The sequence below is a fragment of the Streptomyces sp. NPDC037389 genome, from assembly GCF_040636475.1.
Classification (GTDB): Bacteria; Actinomycetota; Actinomycetes; order Streptomycetales; family Streptomycetaceae; genus Streptomyces; species Streptomyces hesseae.
Window position 1 is genome coordinate 97,145 of sequence record NZ_JBEZUS010000003.1, and the last position, 19,848, is coordinate 116,992.

Annotated in this window: 21 protein-coding genes and 2 pseudogenes; 2 read left to right on the forward strand and 21 right to left on the reverse strand. The window is 71.1% G+C overall.

Going from position 1 to position 19,848, the window contains the following annotated elements:
* Positions 1–168 precede the first annotated feature (168 nt).
* From pyrH to rpsB, 3 genes are all read right to left on the reverse strand, one after another.
* The gene (pyrH, locus tag AB0E98_RS07220; RefSeq protein WP_311614044.1) at positions 169–948 is read right to left on the reverse strand and encodes a UMP kinase; all 780 of its coding nucleotides are present in this window, start codon (positions 946–948) and stop codon (positions 169–171) included.
* 162 nt (positions 949–1,110) lie between these two features.
* A complete protein-coding gene (gene tsf, locus AB0E98_RS07225; protein ID WP_361699523.1) occupies positions 1,111–1,947 on the reverse strand; it encodes a translation elongation factor Ts in 837 nt (278 codons plus the stop codon).
* 176 nt (positions 1,948–2,123) lie between these two features.
* Entirely contained in the window at positions 2,124–3,020 is an 897-nt protein-coding gene (gene rpsB, locus AB0E98_RS07230) for a 30S ribosomal protein S2 (RefSeq protein ID WP_361699525.1), read from the reverse strand.
* A gap of 418 nt (positions 3,021–3,438) precedes the next feature.
* On the opposite strand from rpsB, the pseudogene AB0E98_RS07235 reads away from it, so the two are divergent.
* A pseudogene (locus AB0E98_RS07235) lies at positions 3,439–3,948 on the forward strand (M23 family metallopeptidase); the annotation flags it as partial.
* Positions 3,949–3,957: 9 nt separating this feature from the next.
* Here the strand turns inward: AB0E98_RS07235 and AB0E98_RS07240 are convergent.
* The 18 genes and pseudogenes from AB0E98_RS07240 to proS all read right to left on the reverse strand — a co-directional run bounded on the left by AB0E98_RS07240 (position 3,958) and on the right by proS (position 18,669).
* Complete coding sequence (locus AB0E98_RS07240; protein WP_361700499.1) at positions 3,958–4,515, reverse strand: helix-turn-helix domain-containing protein; 558 nt, start codon at positions 4,513–4,515, stop codon at positions 3,958–3,960.
* Positions 4,516–4,589: 74 nt separating this feature from the next.
* Positions 4,590–5,426, reverse strand: a complete 837-nt coding sequence (gene whiG / locus AB0E98_RS07245; RefSeq protein ID WP_361699527.1) for an RNA polymerase sigma factor WhiG — start codon at positions 5,424–5,426, stop codon at positions 4,590–4,592.
* A 247-nt stretch (positions 5,427–5,673) separates the two neighbouring features.
* Entirely contained in the window at positions 5,674–6,855 is a 1,182-nt protein-coding gene (gene dprA, locus AB0E98_RS07250; protein ID WP_361699529.1) for a DNA-processing protein DprA, read from the reverse strand.
* Positions 6,852–8,459 (reverse strand): ATP-binding protein, encoded by a 1,608-nt coding sequence (locus AB0E98_RS07255; protein ID WP_361700502.1) that lies wholly within the window; start codon positions 8,457–8,459, stop codon positions 6,852–6,854. Before AB0E98_RS07255 ends, dprA begins: the two co-directional genes overlap by 4 nt.
* A complete protein-coding gene (locus AB0E98_RS07260) occupies positions 8,459–8,818 on the reverse strand; it encodes a YraN family protein (RefSeq protein ID WP_361699531.1) in 360 nt (119 codons plus the stop codon). The genes AB0E98_RS07255 and AB0E98_RS07260 overlap by 1 nt, the downstream gene beginning before the upstream one ends.
* A 130-nt stretch (positions 8,819–8,948) precedes the next feature.
* On the reverse strand, positions 8,949–9,257 hold the full coding sequence (locus tag AB0E98_RS07265) for a DUF2469 domain-containing protein (RefSeq protein ID WP_361699533.1): 309 nt from the start codon (positions 9,255–9,257) through the stop codon (positions 8,949–8,951).
* Positions 9,258–9,296: 39 nt separating this feature from the next.
* On the reverse strand, positions 9,297–9,806 hold the full coding sequence (locus AB0E98_RS07270) for an NUDIX hydrolase (RefSeq protein ID WP_361699535.1): 510 nt from the start codon (positions 9,804–9,806) through the stop codon (positions 9,297–9,299).
* Positions 9,799–10,539 carry a signal peptidase I gene (lepB, locus tag AB0E98_RS07275; protein WP_361699537.1) on the reverse strand — a complete coding sequence of 247 codons (741 nt, stop codon included), beginning with the start codon at positions 10,537–10,539 and terminating at the stop codon, positions 9,799–9,801. Before lepB (AB0E98_RS07275) ends, AB0E98_RS07270 begins: the two co-directional genes overlap by 8 nt.
* A gap of 112 nt (positions 10,540–10,651) precedes the next feature.
* A complete protein-coding gene (lepB, locus tag AB0E98_RS07280; RefSeq protein WP_361700504.1) occupies positions 10,652–11,689 on the reverse strand; it encodes a signal peptidase I in 1,038 nt (345 codons plus the stop codon).
* Positions 11,628–12,584, reverse strand: a pseudogene (gene lepB / locus AB0E98_RS07285) (signal peptidase I); the annotation flags it as partial. The pseudogene lepB (AB0E98_RS07285) and the gene lepB (AB0E98_RS07280), both read right to left, overlap by 62 nt.
* Before the next feature lie 82 nt (positions 12,585–12,666).
* Positions 12,667–13,509: a signal peptidase I gene (gene lepB, locus AB0E98_RS07290; protein WP_361699539.1), complete on the reverse strand. Its 843-nt coding sequence runs from the start codon at positions 13,507–13,509 to the stop codon at positions 12,667–12,669.
* Between the two features lie 45 nt (positions 13,510–13,554).
* Positions 13,555–13,905, reverse strand: coding sequence for a 50S ribosomal protein L19 (rplS, locus tag AB0E98_RS07295; RefSeq protein ID WP_361699541.1), 351 nt, complete (start codon positions 13,903–13,905; stop codon positions 13,555–13,557).
* Positions 13,906–14,036: 131 nt separating this feature from the next.
* On the reverse strand, positions 14,037–14,852 hold the full coding sequence (gene trmD / locus AB0E98_RS07300; RefSeq protein WP_361699543.1) for a tRNA (guanosine(37)-N1)-methyltransferase TrmD: 816 nt from the start codon (positions 14,850–14,852) through the stop codon (positions 14,037–14,039).
* Positions 14,852–15,409: a ribosome maturation factor RimM gene (rimM, locus tag AB0E98_RS07305; RefSeq protein ID WP_311614032.1), complete on the reverse strand. Its 558-nt coding sequence runs from the start codon at positions 15,407–15,409 to the stop codon at positions 14,852–14,854. The genes trmD and rimM overlap by 1 nt, the downstream gene beginning before the upstream one ends.
* Positions 15,410–15,499: 90 nt before the next feature.
* The gene (locus tag AB0E98_RS07310) at positions 15,500–15,739 is read right to left on the reverse strand and encodes an RNA-binding protein (protein WP_014153811.1); all 240 of its coding nucleotides are present in this window, start codon (positions 15,737–15,739) and stop codon (positions 15,500–15,502) included.
* A 2-nt stretch (positions 15,740–15,741) separates the two neighbouring features.
* Entirely contained in the window at positions 15,742–16,179 is a 438-nt protein-coding gene (rpsP, locus tag AB0E98_RS07315; RefSeq protein ID WP_126916296.1) for a 30S ribosomal protein S16, read from the reverse strand.
* A 215-nt stretch (positions 16,180–16,394) separates the two neighbouring features.
* The gene (locus AB0E98_RS07320) at positions 16,395–16,988 is read right to left on the reverse strand and encodes a hypothetical protein (protein ID WP_361699546.1); all 594 of its coding nucleotides are present in this window, start codon (positions 16,986–16,988) and stop codon (positions 16,395–16,397) included.
* Positions 16,989–17,253: 265 nt separating this feature from the next.
* Positions 17,254–18,669: a proline--tRNA ligase gene (proS, locus tag AB0E98_RS07325; RefSeq protein ID WP_361699548.1), complete on the reverse strand. Its 1,416-nt coding sequence runs from the start codon at positions 18,667–18,669 to the stop codon at positions 17,254–17,256.
* Positions 18,670–19,020: 351 nt separating this feature from the next.
* On the opposite strand from proS, the gene AB0E98_RS07330 reads away from it, so the two are divergent.
* Positions 19,021–19,848, forward strand: coding sequence for an SAM-dependent methyltransferase (locus AB0E98_RS07330; RefSeq protein ID WP_361699550.1), 828 nt, complete (start codon positions 19,021–19,023; stop codon positions 19,846–19,848).

Here is a 19,848-nt window from a genome sequence, read left to right on the forward strand (position 1 = left end):
ATCAGTAAGCAGAGCCTCGCCCCTGCGCGCGTCTTCTCCTGCACGGTGTCCGACCGGCAGGCAGTTGTCCATCCCCGTGCCGAGGTCTTCCCCCGGCGCGGTGTTGCCGTCCATGGCGGGGGGCGGCCGATTCCTCGGCCACCCGGCGCGGACGACGTACGGGCCTTGTCAGTCCCGCGTGCCCTGGTCGCTCACGAGCGTGCCGATCTTCTCACCCTTGACCGCGCGGGCGATGTTGCCCGCCGCGAGCAGCTCGAAGACGAGGATCGGCAGCTTGTTGTCCATGCACAGGCTGATCGCGGTGGCGTCGGCGACCTTGAGACCGCGAGCCAGTACCTCGCTGTACTCGAGGGCGTCGAACTTCACCGCGTCGGGGTTCTTCTTGGGGTCGGAGTCGTAGACCCCGTCGACGCCGTTCTTGCCCATGAGGATCGCCTCGGCGTGGATCTCCAGGGCACGCTGGGCGGCGGTGGTGTCGGTGGAGAAGTAGGGCATGCCCATGCCCGCGCCGAAGATCACGACGCGGCCCTTCTCCAGGTGGCGCACGGCGCGCAGCGGGATGAACGGCTCGGCGACCTGGCCCATGGTGATACCGGTCTGGACCCGGGTCTCGACGCCTTCCTTGGCCAGGAAGTCCTGGAGGGCGAGGCTGTTCATCACGGTGCCGAGCATGCCCATGTAGTCCGAGCGGGCACGGTCCATGCCGCGCTGCTGGAGCTCGGCGCCGCGGAAGAAGTTCCCGCCACCGATGACCACGGCGATCTCGTAGCCCTCGCGGACCACGGCCGCGATCTCACGGGCGATGGCGTGCACGACATCGGGGTCGACGCCGAGTCCACCGCCGCCGGCGAAGGCCTCACCTGACAGTTTCAGCAGGAACCGACGGCGTTTGTCCTGGTCGGTGCCGGTGTCACCGGCGGCCTGCGTGGCGTCCGCGCCCTGATTCATTGGAGTTCTCCTCGTGCACATACGAAGAAGGCCACTGCCGGATGGATCCTTTCGGTTCCCTCTGCGGCAATGGCCTCCTCGTCACATCAGCGGCCGGCCGGTGAGCGGCCGACTGCGTACGACCCTAGCGGGTCGCGGGTCATTCGCTGCCCTGCGGGCGGCTCAGGCGCCGACGCGGATGCGGGCGAAGCGCTTCAGCGTGACGCCGGCCTCGTCCAGGATCTTCTGGACGGTCTTCTTGTTGTCCTTGGCGAAGGGCTGGTCCAGCAGGACCTGCTCCTTGAAGAAGCCGGTGACGCGACCCTCGACGATCTTCGCCAGGGCGGCCTCGGGCTTGCCCTCCTCGCGAGCGGTGGCCTCGGCGACGCGGCGCTCGTTCTCCACGGTCTCGGCCGGGATGGCGTCACGCGAGAGGAACTTCGGCGCGAAGGCGGCGATGTGCTGCGCGACGTCCTTGGCGACCTCGGCGTTGTCCTTGTCCAGCTCGACCAGGACACCGACCTGCGGGGGCAGGTCAGCCGCGGTGCGGTGCATGTAAGCGTAGACCTTGCCGTCGGCGAACTGCGCGAAGCGGTCCACGACGATCTTCTCACCGAGGGTGACGTTGGCCTCGTCCACGAACGCCTGGACGGTCTTGCCGGCCTCGATCTCGGAAGCCATGAGGGCCTCGACGTCGGCCGGGGCGCTCTTGGCGATGTGGGCGGCCAGGGCGTCGGCGACGGCGACGAACTTCTCACCCTTGGCGACGAAGTCCGTCTCGCACTTCAGCTCGACGATGACACCGGAGGTGTTGTCGTCGGCGATGAGGGAGGCGACGGCGCCGTTCTCGGTGGTGCGGCTCTCGCGCTTGGCCACGCCCTTCAGGCCCTTGACGCGGACGATCTCGATGGCCTTCTCGAGGTTGCCCTCGGCCTCGTCGAGCGCCTTCTTGCAGTCCATCATGCCGGCGCCGGTCTGCTCACGGAGCTTCTTGACGTCAGCGGCGGTGTAGTTCGCCATCCTTCAATCCTTCTCGTGCACTGCGCCCCACCGTGCCACCCGGGCATCCGGAAGGGCTGGTCCGTCTTGAGGTCACCACACCTGTCGGCTCCCGTCCCGCTGACGGGGTCCGACAGTGGATCCGCCGGATGACGGCGGGGGCGTCACGCCCCCGCCGTCATCCGGTACGGCAAGGCTCAGGCCTGCTCGGCGTCCGCGGCCGGCTTCTCGGCCTCGACGGCCTCGGCGGCCGGCTCGGTGGCCTCGGCGGCCGGCTCGGCGGCCTCGGCAGCCTCAGCGGCCGGCTCGTCGGCCTTCTTCTCGCCCTCGAGCAGGTCGCGCTCCCACTCGGCCAGCGGCTCGCCGGCGGCCTTGTCGGCCTTGACGTCACCGGTGGCGGCACCGGAACGGGCGATGAGGCCCTCGGCGACGGCGTCGGCGATCACGCGGGTGAGCAGGGTGACGGAGCGGATGGCGTCGTCGTTGCCCGGGATCTTGTAGTCGACCTCGTCGGGGTCGCAGTTGGTGTCGAGGATGGCGACGACCGGGATGCGGAGCTTGCGCGCCTCACCGACGGCGATGTGCTCCTTCTTGGTGTCCACGATCCAGACGGCGCTCGGCACCTTCTGCATCTCGCGGATACCGCCGAGGGTCTTCTCCAGCTTGGCCTTCTCGCGGGAGAGGACCAGGAGCTCCTTCTTGGTGAGGCCGGAGGCGGCCACGTCCTCGAAGTCGATGAGCTCGAGCTCCTTCAGGCGCTGGAGGCGCTTGTAGACGGTCGAGAAGTTGGTGAGCATGCCGCCCAGCCAGCGCTGGTTGACGTAGGGCATGCCGACACGCGTCGCCTGCTCGGCGATGGCCTCCTGGGCCTGCTTCTTCGTACCGACGAACATGACGGAGCCACCGTGCGCGACGGTCTCCTTGACGAACTCGTAGGCGCGGTCGATGTACGACAGCGACTGGAGCAGGTCGATGATGTAGATGCCGTTGCGCTCCGTGAAGATGAAACGCTTCATCTTCGGGTTCCAACGACGGGTCTGGTGACCGAAGTGGACGCCGCTCTCCAGCAGCTCCCGCATCGTGACGACGGCCATGGCCGCGCTCCTTGAAATACTCGGTTCCACGACGGCCGGGCGGCCGCCGCTCCTGACGCCCCGACGCGCCTGCCGCGAACGAATCCTTGCGAGGAGCCGTTTCACGGACCGAGAGACACGGCCACCGTGCTGCCCGAGAGGGTCTGACGCGCCAGTGGCGGGGCGTGCGAAGTCGACCCGGTGACCCGGATCGCCATGAGAAGTGTACGGGACCGGAGAACCCCCGGGTGACGGCGTTGTCCACAACCCGCGAGTAGTCCACAGATCCCGTTCAAGATCCCCACGGTCCGCCGATCCCCGCCACGGTTACTCCATGCGACGACCCGACTTCCCTCCCGGGCTCTCTCCCGGGCTCTCTTCCCGGCTGCGCGACACGACTGGACGAGCACTCGCGCTCGGCGCCTTCACGGCCCTGATCATGGTCCTGACCTGCGCGACAGCCGTGTCCGGCCCCGCTCCCCCGGCCCCCGGGCCACCACGCCCCGCAGGCGACCGGTCCTGGCCCGTCGCGGGCGCCCGAGGCGCCCGGCCCCTGGTCCTGCGGGCCTGGGAACCGCCCCCGGCACGCTGGGCGGCGGGCCACCGGGGCGTCGACCTCGCGGCCGGGCCCGGCCGGCCGGTACGCGCGGCCACCCCGGGACGGATCTCCTTCGCGGGCCGGATCGCGGGGCGAGGAGTGGTGTCGGTGGAGCTCGCCCCCACATTGCGGACGACATACGAGCCCGTACGGGCGACGGTCCGCGAGGGCGACCACGTCGGCGCCGGCCAGACGATCGGCGTCCTCGAGGCCGGCTCGGCCCACTGTCCGGGCCACGGCTGTCTGCACTGGGGCCTGCGCCGCGGGGAGGACTACCTCGACCCGCTGACCCTCCTGCCCCCATGGATACTGCGCCGCGCCCCGTCCCGGCTGTGGCCGGTGGAGGGAGTGGACCCCCTTCTAGCCGCAGACGCCTCGCAGGGCCATGGCGACGGCCGCCTCCGTGATCCGGTCCGGCTCCTCCGCGGCGCCGAGCTCGATGCGGCGCACCGCGGCGTCGACGACTCCCTGGAGGAGCATGGCCGCCAGTCGGGGCTGGTCGTGGCCGAGGGTCTCCAGTGCCTCGACGACCATGGCGATCAGGCCGCCGTGGGCGGCGCGGATCTTCTCCCGGGCGCCGGAGTCCAGCTCGCCCGCGGAGATGGCGACCACGGCCCGGTGGCGGCGGTCGCCGACGAGCGACAGCTGCTGCCGCACATATGCCTCGACCTTCCCCCCGGGCGTGTCGGCGCGCTCCATGGCGGCCTCGACCTCCGCCGCCCAGACGGGGAAGTCCACGGCGCACAGCTCTTCGACGACGGCGGCGCGGGAGCGGAAGTACTCGTAGACCGAGGACCGTGCGAGCCCGGTGCGCTCGGCGAGGGCGGGGAAGGTCAGGGCCTCCGTCCCGCCTTCGGACAGCAAGGAGCGCGCGGCGTCCAGGAGGGCGCCGCGCTGCATCGTCCGGTGCTCGGCCACTGAGGCCGCTCGAATCCTGGGCACGGTCCCACTTTACGGACACGCCGCGTCGGGGACGACGTTGGAGGGACGATTCAGCGTCCGACGTCCGCCAGCTTGGCCCTCAGCTGGAGGACGGACTTGGTGTGGATCTGGCTGACCCTGCTCTCGGTGACCCCGAGCACGTGCCCGATCTCGGCGAGGGTGAGTCCCTCGTAGTAGTAGAGGGTGACCACGGTCTTCTCCCTGTCGGGGAGGGTGTTGATCGCCCGGGCCAGCAGCCGGCGCAGTTCGTGGTCCTCGGCCACCTCGACGGGGTCGTCGGCGGCGGTGTCCTCGAGGGTGTCCATCAGGCTGAGCCGGTCGCCGCCCTCGCCTCCGACGTGCAGCAGCTCTTCCAGGGCCACGACGTTGGCCAGCGACAACTGGCTGAAGACGGAGTGAAGTTCCTCCAGGGAGATGTCCATCTCTGCCGCGACCTCCGCCTCGGAGGGGGTGCGGCGCAGGGCGGCTTCCAGGGTGCCGTAGGCGCGCTCGACGGCGCGGGCCTTCTGCCGGACCGAGCGCGGGATCCAGTCCAGGGCCCGCAGTTCGTCGATCATGGCGCCCCGGATGCGGGTGATCGCGTAGGTCTCGAACTTGATGGAGCGGGTGGGGTCGAACTTCTCGATGGCGTCGATCAGGCCGAAGATCCCGGAGGAGACGAAGTCGGCCTGCTCGACGTTGGGCGGCAGCCCGACGCTGACGCGGCCCGCCACGTATTTCACCAGGGGTGAGTAGTGGAGGATCAGTTGCTCCCGCAGCCGGTCGTCGCCCGAGGCCTTGTACGACCGCCACAGCTCATCGAGCGTCGAGGGTGCGGGAGGGCGCACGGCGCCGCGCGCTGCGGGCGGTGCCGCCGCGCGGTCGGACCCGGAGGTGTGCTGGGGCATTCGTCGTTTTGAGCCGTTCTGCTGCGACTTGGATCGAGTGGTACGAATGGCTGGATTCTGTGAGCGTAGCGTGACCGTGGCGCTGCGGTGAGCGATGAGCCCCTTCGATATTGATGGAGGGGCGCGGATGTCCTCCGCAGGTCCGCGTTCCGCGGCGGCGGCCATCGGGGCGCCCGGGGGCCGCGCGGAGCCCGCCGTATCGGCCGGCTCGGCCCACCCCTTAACCCTTTCACCCGATCACCCCAGGTCAAGCACCGCCTCGCCGCGTGCCGGGGCGCCGTCCGAGGGGCTTGGAGGTCCCTGATGTTGACGCCGCGTCAGCCAACCGCCAGAGATCGCCCAGTCGTTCCACGAACCCCAGCGCCTGGAGTTCGTACAGACTGCCGAGTGTCCGGTCCGGGCCCATCCCCGCGTTCCGGGCGATGAGCGCGAGCTCGGCGCCGCCTTTTCCGGGGACGGCCTCCAGTGTCCTGGCGGCCGTTTCGGGCAGCAGGTCCCTGGCCACGACGGGTCCTCTGCGCTCGGGGGCCAGCTCACCCATGTCGCCGATCAGCTCGGTGATCTCGTCGGCGTCGGTCACCAGACAGGCTCCTTCGCGCAGGAGTTCGTGGACCCCGGCGGAGAGTCCCGAGGTGACCGGCCCGGGCACTCCCATGGTGTGGCGTCCCAGTCGTCGCGCGTGTCGCGCGGTGACGAGCGAGCCGCTGCGGTATTCGGCCTCCACGACCACGGTGCCCCGGGTGAGCGCGGCGATCACACGGTTGCGCAGGACGAAGCGGCTGCGCGTGGGATGTCCACCGGGTGGCAACTCGGCCAGGACGAGACCTTGTTCCGCGATCCGGCCGAGCAACTCGGCGTGTCCGCGTGGATAGGGCACGTCGATTCCCGAGGCCAGCACCGCCATGGTGGCCCCGCCGGCGGCCAGCGCGCCCCTGTGCGCGGCCCCGTCGACGCCGAAGGCGGCCCCGGAGACGACCACCCATCCGCGTTCCGCGAGCCCGGAGCCGAGGACGGCCGCCATATAGGACCCGTAGTCGGTGCAGGCGCGGGCTCCGACGACGGCGACCGACCGCAGCGCCCACAGTCGTACATTCGGACTGCCGTGGACCCAGAGGCCGATGGGCCGGGCGTCCCCCAGGTCGTCGAGCTGTCCGGGCCATTCGACGTCGCCCGGGCAGATGAAGCGCCCGCCCATCCGGGCGACGGTGGCGAGGTCGCGGGCCGGGTCGCGGTGGGCGGCGCGAGCCCGGCAGCCTTCGAGCCGGTCCTGGCGGACTCCTTTCGGCGGTGGTCCCGCCCCGGTCAGGCCGTGGAGCAGGGCTTCGGCGCCCATCTCCCTCAGCCAGCGGCCCACGTGCTCGTCCCCCGGTTCCGTCAGTCCCGTGAGCGCGGCCCGTGCCAGCCGCTCCCGTGGTCCGGGCCCGCTCATGGCCGGCCTCCGACGGGGACCGCGCCGCGCCGGACGCCTGTGCGCAGCTCCAGTGCCTGGGCCACGTCCGCGGCGTCGGGCCGGGGGTGTCCGGCGAGGTCGGCGATCGTCCAGGCGACCCGGAGGACCCGGTCCAGCCCTCGTGCCGTCAGCAGTCCGCGCTCCATGTCCCGTTCGGCCTCGGCCAGGGTGCCGGGTGGCACGCTCCAGCGGGTGCGCAGCTCGTGGCCCGGTACTTCGCTGTTGGTGCGCCAGGGTGTGCCGGTGTACCGGGCGGCGGCTCGTTCGCGGGCCAGGCGGACGCGAGCGGCGACGTCGGCCGTGGACTCCGCCGGAGGGCCGGTGAGCTCGGAGCGGGCCACGGGTTCGACGGCCACTCGGAGGTCCACACGGTCCATCAGCGGCCCGGACAGCCGCCCCAGATAGCGTTTGACCGCCCGGGGCGGGCAGTCGCAGCCGTCGCCGGTCATGCCGCGCCGGCCACAGGGGCAGGGGTTGGCCGCGAGGGCGAGCAGAAAGGCGGCGGGGAGGCGCATCACTCCGCCGGTGCGGGCGACGACGACGTATCCGGACTCGAGCGGCTGGCGCAGGGCATCGAGCACTCTGCCGGAGAATTCAGGGGATTCATCCAGGAAAAGTACGCCATTGTGTGCGAGAGAAACGGCTCCCGGCCGGGGCAGCCCGGAGCCGCCGCCGATCAGCGCGGGCATGGACGCCGAGTGGTGGGGCGCGCAGTAGGGAGCGCGGTCGATCAGGGGCTGGCCTGCGGGCAGGGTCCCGGCGACGGAGTGGACTGCTGTGACTTCGAGTGATTCTTGAGGCGTGAGGGGCGGAAGTAGCCCAGGGAGTCGTTCGGCCAGCATGGTCTTGCCGGCCCCCGGGCTGCCCATGAAGAGGAGGTGGTGACGCCCGGCGGCGGCCACCTCCAGTGCCCGGCGGGCCCTGGCCTGTCCGGCGACTTCGGCGAGGTCGGGCGGGCGCTCGCCGGGCCGGGCCCCGAACCCGCCGCCGGCGCCCGGTACGGCCAGCCCCGCGAGCATGGGGTCGGGCCGCCCCTCCCCCGGCGGCTCCTCTTCCTCCTCGGGGACGGGCTCGTCCGCCAGCACCGCGATCAGCTGGCGCAGGCTGCGGACACCCAGCACGGACACCCCGGGCACCAGGGCGGCCTCGGCCGCCGTGCGTTCGGGGACGACGACCTGGCGGTATCCGGCGTCGGCGGCGGCCAGGACGGCGGGGAGGATGCCGCGCACAGGGCGGACCCGGCCGTCGAGGCCGAGCTCGCCGATCATCATCAGGTCGGCGATCGCCCGGGGGGCGATCCGCTCGGCGGCGCCGAGGACCGCGCAGGCGACGGCGAGGTCGAAGCCACTGCCGCCCTTGGGCACGGAGGCCGGGCTGAGGCCGACGGTGAGCTTCTTCTGCGGCCAGTCCGCGCCCGAGTTCACCACGGCGGCCCGCACTCTGTCCCGGCTCTCGCTGAGGGACTTGTCCGGTAGGCCGACGAGGGTGAAGGCGGCCACGCCCGGCTCCAGATCGGCCTGGACCTCGACCACCACGCCGTCCACCCCGGTCAGGGCGACCGAGCACGTCCGCGCGAAGCCCATCACGCCACCCCCTTGGCGTGCTCGACGAGGGACGCGCCCCGGTCCGGGACGACCACGCCCACGAGATCGATGCGCACCCCGCCCGGTGGGGGTCCGCCGTGCCGGGCCAGCCACCGCTCGGCGAGCTCGCGCAGCCGCGCGGCCTTGGTGGCCGTGACGGCGGCCATCGGATGCTCGAACCGCCCCGCGCGGCGGGCCTTCACCTCGCAGATCACCAGGACGTCGCCGTCCAGGGCCACGATGTCCAGCTCGCCGGCGCGGCACCGCCAGTTGCGGGCCAGCACGGTCATCCCGGCCTCGGCCAGCCGGCGTGCCGCCAGATCCTCCCCGTACCTGCCGAGCCCCCCTCGGGCGTTCATCGGCACCACCTCCCGGTGCCGACTATGACGCCCCCGCCCCCACATTTTGGATCTTGGTGGATAACTCGGTGGTTGTGGAAAACCTCGTCACCCGATCAGTGAATGAACGGACCAATCACAAACGGACCAATCACGTCCCCGGCAGATCGAGATCGGTCTTGTTCAGCTCCTCGATGTTCACGTCCTTGAACGTGAGCACCCGGACCTGCTTCACAAAGCGCGCCGGCCGGTACATGTCCCACACCCACGCGTCCGCCATCGAGACCTCGAAGAAGACCTCGCCCTGCAGCGAGTGCACCTGCATCTCGTAGTCGTTCGTCAGGTAGAAACGGCGCTCGGTCTCGATCACGTATTTGAACAGACCGACGACGTCGCGGTACTCCCGGTAGAGCTTCAGCTCCATCTCGGTCTCGTACTTCTCGAGGTCCTCGGCACTCATGGCATGTTCCCCTTCAGCCGTGCGTCCCCCCATTGTGCGTCAGGCGCGCTCGGTCTCCAGGAGCACCGGCGTACTCGGGGGTCCCTCGTCGAGCAGCGCCCGCAGCAGCCCGGCGAGTCTGGTCGGATACACCGTCTCATGCGTCGCGAGCAGTTCTTCGCAGGTCCACCAGCGCAGGCCCGAGAGGCTGCGCCGCTCCAGCTCCGTCCCGCCGCCGGACCAGGTGGGCCGCTGCGCGGTACGGGCCAGGTAGTAGCGCTCGTCCTGCTCCCAGCGGCGGCCGGCGAAGGGGAAGGAGCAGCTGCGCGTCCAGAGCACCGGGCCGAGTTCGATCTCGGTGACGCCCGTCTCCTCGGCCAGCTCACGGCGCGCGGCCTCCTCCCAGCCCTCGTCGCCCTCCAGTCCTCCGCCGGGGGTGAACCACCAGGTGGTGCCGGGGTCGTCCGGCTCGTAGCCGTGCAGCAGCAGAATCCGGTCGTCCGGGTCCAGCAGGACGACCCGAGCGGCCCGCCGCGCAGCACTGCCACCGTCAGCCACGGTCTCACCCATGGGCCACCGCCGCCTTCCCGCCGCGTGCCGCCCGCTGCGCGAGCGCGCCCGCCGCCGCACCTCCCAGGATGAGCACCGCGCCCACCACCACGCACGTCGTGATCAGGGGCAGCGGGCCCGGCCGGGACGTGCCGCCGGGCAGCCCCGCGAAGGCACCGGGGCGTTCGATCATGCCCCAGCCGGACACCGGCCAGGCCTTGGCGTCCACCCGGGCCCGTACGGCGTCGCGCGGCACCGTGCCCTGTCCCGCCTCGGTCATATGGCTGCGGGAGTCCAGCGAGTCGGAACGGTGGTCGCCGAGGAGGAACAGCCGGCCCTCGGGGACGGTGGCCGAGAAGCCGGTGGGCGAGGCCGGGCCGGAGCCCTCCAGATAGGGCTCCTCCACAGGTTTGCCGTTGATCGTCAGACGGCCCTGTTTGTCACAGCACTCGATGTGATCGCCGCCGACGCCGACGACCCGTTTGACCATCGGGACGTTGCCCCAGACCTCGTCCTCGAAGACGACGACGTCCCCCCGCCGCACCTCGCCGCCGTCGATCCGCTGGGCGAGGATCCGGTCGCCGCGCCCGATCGTGGGCGCCATCGAGTCCGTGGGCACGGTGTACGGCCGGTACAGCAGGGCGGCCCAGCCGAAGCCGCCGAGGAAGAGCAGACAGCCGACGGCCACGGCCAGCCCGGACAGCACCCTGCCCGCGCGGCCGTGGCCGTCGGCACCACGTTGCACTCCGCTCATCGCGTCCCCATCCCCCGTCCGCCGGTCCGACGGAACCGCACCCTACCCGGGGGTACGGGCTTCGGTCAGCCCCTGGCGGAGGCCGATGGGGAGCGGCCCGTCACACGGCTCGTCAGCCCTTCGCGGCGGGGACGACCACGATGGACCGCTCGGTCTTCCGCAGGGCCCGGCGCCGGCGCCACAGCACCAGCGGCAGCGCGCCCGCGAGTCCGAGCGCCGGCGGCGCGGCGGCTGCCGCCGCGCTCAGTCCCGGCTGGTCGAAGGTGCCGGGGACGGGCAGCGTCGCCCACCGGTTGATCGGCCAGGCGACGACGATCGCGCGGCCGACGACCTCGTCCTCCGAGACCGTGCCCTGGAACCTGTCGAGCTCCTGGTGGTAGCGGGAGTCGAGGGAGTCCTGGCGGTGGTCGCCCATCACCCAGATCCGGCCCTGGGGCACCTTGATCGGGCCGAAGGGCTTGTCGCCGCAGGGCGTGTTCCCGGGGAAGATGTACGGCTCGTCGAGCGCCTTGCCGTTGACCGTCACCGGCTCGTTGTTGCCCTTGCACTCCACGGTGTCGCCGCCGACCGCGATGACCCGCTTGATCAGGTCCTTCTCCTCGGCCGAGGGCATCAGGCCGATGAAGCTGAGCACCTTCTGGACGCCGCTTGCCACCGGGCCCTGGCCGGTGGCCGGGCTCTCGCCCAGCCAGCCGCCCGGATCGTGGAAGACGACGACCTCGCCGCGCTCGGGTTTGGAGCCGAACCACGGCGTGAGCTTGTCCACCAGCACCCGGTCGCCGCGCTGGAGGGTGTTCTGCATCGACTCGGAGGGAATCGAGAACGCCTGCACCAGGAAGGTCTTGATGAGCAGCGCGAGCACCAGCGCGATGCCGATGAGGAGCGGCAGCTCCTTCCAGAAGGATCGTTGCTTCTTGGGCTCGTCGCGGCGTGCGCCACGGCCCTCGCCGCCGCTTCCGCCGCGCCCCGCGCCGTCCTCGGACGCGGGGGTCTCCGAGGACGTCACCGTCGTGGCGTCCTGGCCCAGCCCGGCCGCCTGGGACCTGGCCTCCTGCGGCACGTCGCCGCCGGACGGCTCCCCGGACGGCTCATCCGTCCGCCCGGGCCGCCTTTCGGGCTCTCCGTGACCGGAACGCGCGCCGACCGCCACATCCCCCACATCCACTCCTCACTCCACGCTGCCGCCCGCGATACATACGACGCAGGCCCATCACTCCCATAACGAGCGGGAGTTCCGCAGGGGTCGGGAGCAGGATCAATCCTTCATGATCCATGGGGGACAGACTATGCGGCGAACCGCCCGCCCGCGCATCCGCGCGCGGCGCGTCCCGCACCGAAGCGTACGTGTCCGGCTCGGTGAGCCGCCGCCAGTGGTCCAGCGGCCAGGCGATCAGCACCGCACGCCCCACCACCAGGTCTTCCGCGACGGTTCCCTGCCCCGGCTGGTCCAGGTGGTAGCGCGAGTCGGCCGAGTCGGAACGGTGGTCCCCCATGACGAAGAGCCGGCCCTCGGGGACCTTCACGTCGAACGTCATCTGGGAAGGAGGATTTCCCGGATGGACGTAGGGTTCGTCGAGCGACGTTCCGTTGACCGTGATTTTGCCGTTCTTGTCGCAGCACTTGACCCTGTCGCCGCCGACGCCCACCACGCGTTTGATGAGGTCCTGCTCATCGGCCGAGGGCAGCAGGCCGATGAAGGTGAGCGCCTGCTTGGCCTGTTTGACGCCCACCGGGTCGTTGCGGGACTTCCACTCGTCGCCGAGCCATCCCCCGGGATCCTTGAAGACCACCACGTCGCCGCGCTGCGGCCGGGTCCCGAACCAGGGCGTCAGTTTGTCGACCAGCACCCGGTCGCCGATCCGGATGGTCTCCTCCATCGAGCCGGACGGAATCACGAAGGCCTGGACGAGGAACGTCTTCAGCACCAGGGCGATCAACACCGCGACGCCTATGAGGATCGGCACTTCCTTGAGCACCGAGCGCTGCCGGCGGCGGCGCTGCTTCGTGGCGGTCCGTTTCGCAGCCTTGCGCCGCTCCGCCCGTCCCCCGGTCCCCGGGGACGGCCGGTCTTCGGTCGCCGCCGGGCGGGCGGCCGGCGCGGCCGTACGGACGCTGCCGCGGCCCCTGCTACCCATGCGGACCGCCTGCCCCGTGCCCCGGGCCCGGGGCGGGTACGTCCGCGAAGGCGCCGGTCCGGCCCAGGGAGGTCATCCGGCCCAGCGGCCAGCCGATCCAGTCGGCGCGTCCGACGACGCGGTCCACCGGAACCGTGCCGCCACCCGGCTCGCCCAGATGGTCCCGGGAGTCACGGGAGTCGCTGCGATGGTCACCCATGACCCATAGCTTGCCCTCCGGCACCACCACATCGAACGGAACTTGGGAGGGCACGTCCCCCGGGTAGAGGTATTCCTCCAGCACCGGACGGCCGTTGATCTCCAGCCTGCCCCACTTGTCGCAGCAGCGGACCCGGTCGCCGCCGACTCCGACGACGCGCTTGATGTAGTCGGTCCCGGAGGACCGCATCAGCCCGACGGCCGCCGCGCCCTTGCGGATGACCGTGGTCACCGCGTTCTCCGGGGGCCCCTCCTGGACGAAGGAGTCGGTGCCGTCGAAGACGATCACATCGCCCCGGCGCGGCTCGTCCCCGAAGCGATAGGCGAGTTTGTTGACGAGCACCCGGTCGCCGACCTGGAGGGTCTTCTCCATCGACCCGCTGGGGATCAGGAACGGCTGCACCACATAGCCGCTGACCAGCAGCAGCGAGACCAGGCAGAGGGAGAGCAGCACCCCGGCGCGCCGCAGCGGCCCGCCGTCCGCGTACCAGCGCCGGACGGCCTTGAGCCGAGAACGCCAGGAGCGCCGGGAAAGCCGGGAAAAACGCGCGGAGCGCGACCCCTGCTCCTCACCCTGTGCGGGTTCGGGAGAGTGGTCGCGCTCCGGAAGCGATACGAGCTGTGCGTCGGTGTCCATCGGGCCGAAAGCCTATCCGGCCGGTCCAGGACGCCGTCGGGAAGCTCAGTTGTCGCGCTTCTCCTTGATCTTCGCGGCCTTGCCGCGGAGCTCACGGAGGTAGTACAGCTTGGCGCGACGGACGTCACCGCGGGTGACGAGCTCGACCTTCTCGAAGATCGGGCTGTGCACCGGGAAGGTGCGCTCGACGCCGACGGAGAAGGAGACCTTGCGGACCGTGAAGGTCTCGCTGATGCCCGCGCCCTGGCGGCGGATGACGACACCCTTGAACTGCTGGATGCGGGAGCGGTTGCCCTCGATGACGCGAACGTGGACGTTCACGGTGTCACCGGGACGGAAGGCCGGGACGTCGGTGCGCAGCGATGCGGCGTTGACGCCGTCGAGCAGGGAAGACATATTCGTCTGCTTCCTCGCCGATGCCACAGGTCATCAGCGGAATTCGTACGGAAAAGAGAACGGTACCTCGCACACCGGGCGGACGTCGGTCCCCCTGTGGCAGGGGCGCACGCCGGACGCAAGGCAACGGCTCATTCTTCCACGTCGGGGGCCACTCGCCCAAATCGGCCGTCCTCGCCGGGGCCCCAGCCCAGGATCGAGAGCATCTCGCGGTCCTTCTTGTCGAACGCGGCCGGGTCGGTGCGCTCAAGGAGGTCGGGGCGGTTGGCGGTGGTGCGGCGGAAGGCCTCGTCGCGGCGCCAGCGGGCGATCTTGCCGTGGTGGCCGCTGAGCAGGACGTCGGGGATGCCGCGGCCGCGCCACTCCGGCGGCTTGGTGTAGACGGGGCCTTCCAGGAGGTCGGCCATGGCGCCGGGGGCGAAGGAGTCGTCGCGGTGGGACTCGGCGTTGCCGAGGACGCCGGGGAGGAGCCGGGCGACGGCCTCGACCATGACGAGGACGGGGGCCTCGCCGCCGGCCAGGACGTAGTCGCCGATGGAGAGCTCGCGTACGTCGTAGTGGTCGCCGTACTCCTCGATGACGCGGCGGTCGATGCCCTCGTAGCGGGCGGGGGTGAAGACCAGCCACGGCTTCTCGGCGAGCTCGACGGCGATCTCCTGGGTGAAGGGCTTGCCGCTGGGGGTGGGCACGACGACGGTGGGACGGGCGCCCTCCGCACCGGACTCGATGATCGCGTCCAGCGCCTCGCCCCAGGGCTCGGGCTTCATCACCATGCCGGGGCCACCGCCGTAGGGGGTGTCGTCGACGGTGTTGTGCTTGTCGTGGGTCCACTCGCGCAGATCGTGGACGCGTACGTCGAGCTGGCCGCGGGCGCGGGCCTTGCCGACGAGCGAGACGTTCAGCGGCTCAAGGTATTCGGGGAAGATCGTGACGACGTCGAGGCGCATTACTCCTGCTCCTCCTCGGCGTCGCGGGCGCTGGCGACCTCGGCCTCGTCGATGTCGAGGAGGCCGCGCGGCGGGTCGACGACGACCCGCTGCTCGTCGAGGTCGATCTCGGTGACGATCTCGGAGACGAAGGGGATCATCACCTCGGTGCCGTCCGGCCGCTCGACGATGAAGAGGTCCTGGGAGGGCAGGTGGGAGATCTCGGCGATCCGGCCGACGGCGGTGCCGTCGACGGTGACGACATCGAGGTCCATCAGCTGGTGGTCGTAGAACTCCTCGGGGTCCTCGGGAGTCTCGTCCGGGTCGACGTCGGCGATCAGCAGGGTGTTGCGCAGGGCCTCGGCGGCGGTGCGGTCGGCGACGCCGGCGAAGCGCAGGAGCAGCCGACCGCTGTGCACCCGGCCGGTCTCGACGGTCAGCGGGCCCGTGCCCGCGGGGTCCGTGGCCAGTACGGCGCCGGGTCCGAGCCGCAGCTCGGGCTCGTCCGTACGCACCTCTACGGTGACCTCGCCCTTGATGCCGTGGGCACGGCCGATCCTGCCGACTACCAGCTGCACAGTCTTATTCCTTCTCGCATGGTCTTACGAACGCGACAACGGGCCGGGAAGGGAAACCCTTCCCGGCCCGTGCCGGTGCTCTGTCGCTTCTCAGCGGACCTGGTCCACGTCGACGAGGTCGACACGGATGCCACGGCCGCCGATGGCGCCCACGACGGTGCGCAGGGCGCGGGCGGTACGGCCGTTGCGGCCGATCACCTTGCCGAGGTCGTCGGGGTGGACCCGGACCTCCAGCACGCGCCCACGGCGCAGGTCGCGCGAGGCGACCTGCACGTCGTCGGGGTTGTCGACGATGCCCTTCACGAGGTGCTCAAGGGCCTCCTCGAGCATCCTCAGGCCTCGGTCGACTCAGCGGACTCGGCCTCGGCGGCCTCGTCCTTCTTCTCCGACTTCTTGGCCTTCGGGGTGATGGCCTCACCCTTCGCCTCGCCCGCAGCGTTCACACGAGCCTCGAAGAGGTCGCTGAAGTCGCGCTTCTTCTCCTCGGCGACCAGCATCGGGGCCGGGGCCGGCAGACCCTTGAACTTCTGCCAGTCGCCGGTGACCTTGAGGATGGCCAGGACGGGCTCGGTCGGCTGGGCGCCGACGCTCAGCCAGTACTGGGCGCGCTCGCTGTCGACCTCGATGCGGGAGGGGTTCTGCACCGGGTGGTACAGGCCGATCTCCTCGATCGCACGGCCGTCACGGCGGGTGCGGGAGTCGGCGACGACGATGCGGTAGTGAGGCGAACGGATCTTGCCCAGACGCTTCAGCTTGATCTTGACTGCCACTGGAGTGGTGTCTCCTGGTCTTGACGTGGTTGGGCACAACGAGATGCCACGTGGGGTTTGCGGTACTCGGGTGCCCGATGGACGCGTCAGCCGGAGGAGAGAGGGGTCCTATGCGACTGTCGAGTACAGCGACCCATTGTGCCACACCGATCGCGGGGCGCCGAACGGGCCCGGGACCGCCGGAGCGGACCGGGCGCGATCGGGGTCACACCGCCTCAGCCGACCGGGACGGCGGGCTCCGGGATCCGGAAGGGCTGGCCGCAGCCGCCGCACATGATCGGCGCCTGGGCGAGCACGGAGGGCACGACGCGCACATTGCGCCCGCAGTCGCACACGGCCTTCACCCGCACCCCGCCGCCGGAGGAGCCGTGGCGCGCGGCCGGGCCCCGGAAGGTGCGCGAGGTGTCGGCGGCGGTGGCGACGGTGTGCGCCTTGAGTGCCCGCTGGAGTCTCTCGATCGTGGGCCGGTAGCGCTTGCGCGCCTCCGGATTGAGCACGACGAGCGAGAAGCCGCTGCTGGGATGCGGCTCATCGCCGTGGTCGAGCCCCAGCTCCTCGGCGATCGCCAGGAATCGCCGGTTGTGGTAGCGGCCGGCACGAGAGGTGTCCCGGACACCGCGGGCGGCCGCGATGCCGTGCACTGCCTCGTGCAGCAGCCTTTCGAAGGAGAGCTCGGCGCCGCAGGCGGACGACGACTCTCCGATCAACGATTCGGGCGCGGCTAGATCCGGCAGCTCGGGGTGGAACCGCTGAATGTCGGCCCACGCCTGTGCCAGCTCTGCGGCGAGAACAGGTGGTGTCGTGCTCACGTCGTGACAACGAGCGGGTGCGGCCCGGTGTTCCGATACCGGGCCATCCCAAATAATTTGCACGTACCAGTCAGTTTCCCGCCTCATTCGTCCTGAGGAGGGCGGGTGCGCAGAACTGCGGAGAAGGAGGGATGAGACGCTCAGCTGTTCGCAAGGTGGGACGTACTGACTCATCAGTAAGCGGCAGTACGCCCCGCTCCGGCGCCCGTACAAGCGCGAACCCCCGGACGCGCGCCGCAGGAGCGCGCACCCGGGGGCGGGTGGATCAGTAGGCGCGCGCGACGATCGCGACGGCGCCCTCGGCGTCGTCGGTCTCCGGCACCGAGCCGTCGGGCATCACCAGGCAGCGCACGGTCACGGCCTGCTCGGCCAGCTTGGCCTCGCCCTCCACGCCCAGCGTCGCCCACGGGATGCGGGCCCAGCCACCGGCGAGGGCGGCCTCGGCGGCCTCCTCGATGGTCGCCACGTCCGTCGTACGGGCCAGACGGCGCTCGCGCGACTCGCGCAGCAGCTGCTCCTGGTCCTCCTCCAGGACCTTCGGCAGCAGCGCGGCCAGCTCGTCGATGCGCACCGGCTCCTTGCCGCCCGGGATGCGGCGGGCCAGCATCGCGGTGCCGTTCTCCAGGTCGCGGGGGCCGATCTCGATGCGGACCGGAACGCCCTTGAGCTCCCAGTCGACGGCGCGCCGGCCGAAGGGGGTGTCGGTGCGGTCGTCGACCTGCACCCGCACGCCCGCCGCCTTGAGGACGTCGCCGATCTCACGGACCTTGGCGAGGACGGCCTCGTCGCCCTTGATGGCCAGGACCACGGCCTGCACGGAGGCCAGACGCGGCGGTACGCGCAGGCCCTTGTCGTCGCCGTGGGACATGATCAGACCGCCGACCATGCGGGTGGAGACGCCCCAGGAGGTCTGCCAGACCAGCTCCTGCTGTCCGCCCTTGGACAGGTAGGAGGTGTTGAAGGCCTTGGCGAAGTTCTGGCCGAGCTCGTGGCTCGTACCCATCTGGAGGGCCTTGCCGTCGCCCATCATGCCCTCGAGGGTGAGGGTGTTGATGGCGCCCGCGAAACGCTCCTTGGGCGTCTTGCGGCCGAGCACCACGTCGATGCCCAGGACGTTCACCATGAAGTCGTAGTAGACGTCCCGGTGGATCCGGGCCGCGTAGTCGCGGGCGTCCTCGTACGTGGCGTGGGCGGTGTGGCCCTCCTGCCAGAGGAATTCGCTCGTACGAAGAAAGACGCGGGGGCGCATCTCCCAACGGACGACATTGGCCCACTGGTTGATGAGCAGGGGCAGGTCGCGGTAGCTCTGCACCCACTTCGAGAAGTACTCGTTGATGATCGTCTCGGAGGTGGGCCGGACGACGACCGGCTCCTCCAGCTCCTTGCCGCCGCCGTGGGTGACGACCGCGAGCTCGGGGGCGAAGCCCTCGACGTGCTCCGCCTCCCTCGTCAGGTAGGACTGCGGGATGAAGAGCGGGAAGTACGCGTTGGAGGCGCCCGCGTCCTTGATCCGGGCGTCCATCTCCTGCTGCATGCGCTCCCAGAGCCCGTACCCGTACGGGCGGATGACCATGGTGCCGCGCACCGGGCCGTTGTCGGCCAGCTCGGCCTTGTTGATCAGGTCCTGGTACCAGCGCGGGAAGTCTTCCGCCTGGGGGGTGAGAATGGGAGCCTTTGCCATGCTGCGAATGGTACGGGGCCCATCAGGCCGAGTGTGAATCCGTCCATCGGCGATGGTCTCTTCCCGGCCGCCGACGGGTCCGCCCGTACATCCGGCACATGCCATCGTGACGGCGGGGCAAAGCTCGGCGTCACCCCCTGGACTCGGCGGCCGAAGCGGAGTTCCCTGGCATCGGGGGGTACTTCGCCACGGCCCGCGGAACGGTCTTCCCCGCGGCCCCGAGCACTCCGCGCGAAGCACCGGATACGCGGCACCGGACATGAGCACCAGGCACTCGGCACGGACAGCGGCACTTCATGGGGGCGGGACCACGGACCAGGACATGTGAACCGGCGGATTGGGGCGCTTTCGATGACACCAACGCTCGTGCGGCGGCACCGGCCGTCCCCGACCTCGCCCGAATCCCGGGCCCGCGACTGGGCGGAAATCCAGGAACGGATGCTGGTGCCGCTCTACGAGGCGGTGTACGAGCGCCTGGAGACCGGCCCCGGCACCCGGCTCCTCGGCCTCGGCTGCGGCTCGGGGCTGGCCCTGCTGATGGCGGCGGCCCGGGGGGCCGTCGTCTACGGTGTGGACACCGACGGGCGCAGGCTCTCGCTGGCCCGTGAGCGGCTGCTGCCGGAGGGCTCCCGGGCGGGCGGCCCGCGCCTCGGCCTCGGCGGGCCCGAGGCCGTGACCGGGCCGGACGACCCGCCCGTCACGCTGGTCACCGCCTTCGACCCGCTCTTCTGCGCGGGCAGCGGCCCCCGGGGCCTGGCGCGGGGGCTCGCCCGCGCCGCCGCGTACGCGGCGCCGGGCTCCCCCGTCGTCCTGGCCGGCTGGGGCCCGCAGGAGCGCTGCGCGGCGTCCGGCGCGCTCCGGGTGGCCGCGCGCCTGGCCGATCCGATGTGCGCCCCGGCCCGCTGGCGCCCGTGCGGCCGTGACGACCTGGAGAACCTGGCCCGCGACGCCGGGCTCACCCCGGACGGCTCGGGCCGGGTCTCCTGCCCGTACGGCTACGCCGACATGGGCAGCGCGGTGCGGGGCCTGCTGTCGACGGGCGCCTTCGACGCGGCGGTGCGGGCGACGGACGAGGAGCAGGTCGCCAAGGAGCTCGTCGAAGCCCTCCACCCGTATCTGCGGGCCGACGGGACGGTGTGGATGCCGAACGTGTTCCGGTATCTGATCGCCCGGGTGTAG

Coding starts and splice junctions, on each gene's coding strand:
- pyrH (WP_311614044.1), bottom strand. CDS start 948: ATGAATCAGGGCGCGGACGCCACGCAGGCCGCCGGTGACACCGGCACC.
- tsf (WP_361699523.1), bottom strand. CDS start 1,947: ATGGCGAACTACACCGCCGCTGACGTCAAGAAGCTCCGTGAGCAGACC.
- rpsB (WP_361699525.1), bottom strand. CDS start 3,020: ATGGCCGTCGTCACGATGCGGGAGCTGCTGGAGAGCGGCGTCCACTTC.
- whiG (WP_361699527.1), bottom strand. CDS start 5,426: ATGCCCCAGCACACCTCCGGGTCCGACCGCGCGGCGGCACCGCCCGCA.
- dprA (WP_361699529.1), bottom strand. CDS start 6,855: ATGAGCGGGCCCGGACCACGGGAGCGGCTGGCACGGGCCGCGCTCACG.
- AB0E98_RS07255 (WP_361700502.1), bottom strand. CDS start 8,459: ATGGGCTTCGCGCGGACGTGCTCGGTCGCCCTGACCGGGGTGGACGGC.
- AB0E98_RS07260 (WP_361699531.1), bottom strand. CDS start 8,818: ATGAACGCCCGAGGGGGGCTCGGCAGGTACGGGGAGGATCTGGCGGCA.
- AB0E98_RS07265 (WP_361699533.1), bottom strand. CDS start 9,257: ATGAGTGCCGAGGACCTCGAGAAGTACGAGACCGAGATGGAGCTGAAG.
- AB0E98_RS07270 (WP_361699535.1), bottom strand. CDS start 9,806: ATGGGTGAGACCGTGGCTGACGGTGGCAGTGCTGCGCGGCGGGCCGCT.
- lepB (WP_361699537.1), bottom strand. CDS start 10,539: ATGAGCGGAGTGCAACGTGGTGCCGACGGCCACGGCCGCGCGGGCAGG.
- lepB (WP_361699539.1), bottom strand. CDS start 13,509: ATGGACACCGACGCACAGCTCGTATCGCTTCCGGAGCGCGACCACTCT.
- rplS (WP_361699541.1), bottom strand. CDS start 13,905: ATGTCTTCCCTGCTCGACGGCGTCAACGCCGCATCGCTGCGCACCGAC.
- trmD (WP_361699543.1), bottom strand. CDS start 14,852: ATGCGCCTCGACGTCGTCACGATCTTCCCCGAATACCTTGAGCCGCTG.
- AB0E98_RS07310 (WP_014153811.1), bottom strand. CDS start 15,739: ATGCTCGAGGAGGCCCTTGAGCACCTCGTGAAGGGCATCGTCGACAAC.
- proS (WP_361699548.1), bottom strand. CDS start 18,669: ATGGCAAAGGCTCCCATTCTCACCCCCCAGGCGGAAGACTTCCCGCGC.
- AB0E98_RS07330 (WP_361699550.1), top strand. CDS start 19,021: ATGACACCAACGCTCGTGCGGCGGCACCGGCCGTCCCCGACCTCGCCC.